The 2,082-nt window shown below is 64.7% G+C and carries 2 protein-coding genes; both read right to left on the bottom strand.

Annotated elements, in window-relative coordinates; all coding sequences use genetic code 11:
• Nucleotides 1–652: 652 nt before the first annotated feature.
• A complete protein-coding gene (locus AC1D01_RS31800; protein ID WP_477873503.1) occupies nucleotides 653–964 on the bottom strand; it encodes a ComEA family DNA-binding protein in 312 nt (103 codons plus the stop codon).
• A gap of 108 nt (nucleotides 965–1,072) precedes the next feature.
• Nucleotides 1,073–2,065, bottom strand: coding sequence for an ADP-glyceromanno-heptose 6-epimerase (gene rfaD / locus AC1D01_RS31805; RefSeq protein ID WP_477873504.1), 993 nt, complete (start codon nucleotides 2,063–2,065; stop codon nucleotides 1,073–1,075).
• Nucleotides 2,066–2,082: the final 17 nt, after the last annotated feature.

The following is a 2,082-nucleotide window of genomic DNA, read 5'->3' on the forward strand; positions in this document are numbered from 1 at the left end:
TCATCGCCCCTGGCGGGGCGATGACTCCCCTGCGCTGACTGGTTTCATGGCCCGTCGCCGAAACTCCCGCCACTCACTTCGTTCGTTGTGGTCAAACAGTCGGCGACAGTCAGTGCACGAAGCGTGCTGACGCACGCGGGCCATGAAACCAGCCAGCTCCGGCGACCCGTCTTTATTGGCGCTCCACGGACTCCCCGCCCGCGCCTTTGTGGCACCGCCCCGCTCCTTCGGGGTGTGACAAGCGAACAAGTGAGCGTTGATTCCCGGGTTGGCACCCGGGCTACGAGTGTTCGCTATTGCTGGCAAATCCGCGAACACAAGCGGTCCCGCAGGTTGCGGCAGGGGGACTGGCTGGGGGGCGATTTCTGGGGCGACGGAGAAGWTCGGCTTTGGGGRTGGCGCGCGCCAGCGCGCTTCGTAGACTGACTCATCGGCTGTGTTTGACCACAACGAACGAAGTGAGTGGAGGGAGTTTGCCGATGCATCCCCAAAGCTGATCTTCGCAGTGCAGTCGGTGCCCCCAGGGCACCGACCGCCCCGGCATGAGCCCCCCAGCCAGTCCCCCTGCCGCAGCCTGCGCGCCCAGCAAGAAAAAACGCCCCGCGATACCGCGAGGCGTTGCAGCAACCAGGCTCGTGGCCCGGTGCGGTGATCACTTCTTCATCGGTTCCTTCTTGGCGTCAGCCGCAGCAGCCTTGTAGGCCCCGCCGTTGACCGTCAGGCCAGCATCGGACAGCTTCGCAGCCTGGTGCTCCTTCACGCCCTTCACGCGACCCATCACGTCGCTCCAGTCCTTGAACTCACCCTTCTTGCGCTCGGTCAGCATGCGCGTGGCCATCGCCGGACCGATCCCCTTGACCGCTTCGAGCTCGGCCTGCGTCGCCTTGTTGATGTCGACGCCTGCCGCAAACGCCAGCGCCGAGAACAGCGCCAGCAACGTGGCGATGATGGTCTTCTTGAACATGGTGATCCTCTCCTGGAAGGTTGACGGATTGCCGATTGACAACCCGGCGCCCTAACGGGGCCCTTCCATGGAGCGTTGACCGGTCAGGACCGGTACAGATGCACCTTCTTAACTTGCTGCCGCGAGCCAGTCGACATAGCGCTTCACGCCACCGGCGACATCGGTGAACGCATGGTCGCAACCTGTTGCGCGCAGTCGCGACAGGTCAGCCAGGGTATGGCTTTGGTACTTGCCGACCAGCGCCTGCGGGAAGTCGATGTACTCGATGAGTCCCTTCGCGACCAGTTCGCTCAACGGCAGCAGCGGCTCGCCCTTCAGCGCGCGCGACGCATTGACGGTGGCCTCGGCCACGTCGTTGAACGGCTGTGCGCGCCCGGTGCCCAGGTTGAAGATCCCGCTCTGCCCCGGGTGCTGCAGGAACCACAGGTTCACCGCGACCACGTCGTCGACGAACACGAAATCGCGGTTCTGCGCCCCCGGCGCGTAGCCGCCGTATTCGCCGAACAGCTTCACCTTGCCGGTCTCGCGGAACTGGTTGAAGTGGTGGAAGGCCACCGACGCCATGCGCCCCTTGTGCTGCTCGCGCGGGCCGTAGACGTTGAAGTAGCGGAAGCCCACCACCTGGCTGCGGTTGGCATGCAGCATGCGCCGCACGACGTTGTCGAACAACAGCTTCGAATAGCCATACACATTCAGCGGCCGCTCGAACGCCGGCTCTTCGCGGAAGGTCTCGCTGCCGCCGTAGGTGGCCGCCGACGACGCATACAGCAGCCGCGTGCCCTGCGCCTGGCAGGCGTCGAGCAGGTCCTTGCTGCAGCGGTAGTTGGTGTCGAGCATGAAGCGCCCGTCGTGCTCCATCGTGTCGGAGCACGCGCCCTGGTGCAGCACCGCGTCGACCTTGCCGAAGTCGCCGTTCGCGAAGCGCGTGTAGAACTCGCCCTTGTCGAAGTAGTCGCTGAGCTTCGCGCCCAGCAGGTTGCGGTACTTCGGGCCGTCGGTCAGGTCGTCGACGGCGATCACGTCGTCGATGCCGATGGCGTTGAGCCCGTGGACGATGTTGCTGCCGATCATGCCGGCCGCGCCAGTGACAACCACCTTCATTCGAACAACTCCTCGTA

Source organism: Rhizobacter sp. P3_B12, from assembly GCF_056402895.1.

Excerpts from the sequence above, each read along its gene's own strand:
- rfaD (WP_477873504.1), bottom strand. The coding sequence starts at position 2,065 with ATGAAGGTGGTTGTCACTGGCGCGGCCGGCATGATCGGCAGCAACATC.
- AC1D01_RS31800 (WP_477873503.1), bottom strand. The coding sequence starts at position 964 with ATGTTCAAGAAGACCATCATCGCCACGTTGCTGGCGCTGTTCTCGGCG.